The organism is Escherichia sp. E2661, from assembly GCF_004745185.1.
In the GTDB taxonomy this organism is placed as follows: Bacteria; Pseudomonadota; Gammaproteobacteria; order Enterobacterales; family Enterobacteriaceae; genus Escherichia.
The window spans coordinates 1-671 of sequence record NZ_PDIG01000058.1 but is presented as its reverse complement, the minus strand read 5'-3'; the positions used below and the strand labels follow the sequence as shown (position 1 = coordinate 671).

Genomic DNA, 671 nt, shown 5'->3' with positions numbered 1-671 from the left:
GATTTACGCGGTATTGAGATTGACCCAATCGGGCGGATTTACCTGAATTTTGCCGAACTGGATTTTGACAGTTTCAGCAGTTTGATGGCGGAAATACGCCGTATTGCGGGCGTACCGATGTGCGCACTGTGCCGTGGATGCCTTCCGAGCGAGAACATCAGGCGTTGAGCGCATTGCTTGAAGCATTGCCTGAACCCGTGCTTTCTGTCGATATGAAAAGCAAGGTGGACATGGCAAATCCGGCGAGCTGTCAGCTATTCGGGCAAAAACTGGAGCGCTTACGTAATCATACCGCTGCGCAATTGATTAACGGATTTAATTTTTTACGTTGGCTTGAGAGCGACCCGCAGGATTCACATAACGAACATGTAGTGATTAATGGACAAAATTTTCTGATGGAGATAACGCCAGTCTATCTTCAGGATGAAAACGACCAGCATGTCCTGACCGGTGCGGTAGTGATGCTGCGCTCAACCATCCGTATGGGCCGTCAGTTGCAAAATGTGGCCGCCCAGGATGTCAGCGCCTTCAGTCAGATTGTCGCCATCAGTCCTAAAATGAAGCATGCGGTAGAGCAGGCGCAAAAGTTAGCAATGTTAAGCGCACCGCTGCTGATCACGGGTGATACCGGCACAGGTAAAGATCTCTTTGCTTACGCTTGTCATCAGGCA

The 671-nt window shown here is 49.9% G+C and carries 1 pseudogene; it reads left to right on the top strand.

Going from position 1 to position 671, the window contains the following annotated elements:
* Window positions 1–671 (top strand): annotated as a pseudogene (locus tag CRI63_RS23600) (sigma 54-interacting transcriptional regulator); the annotation flags it as partial.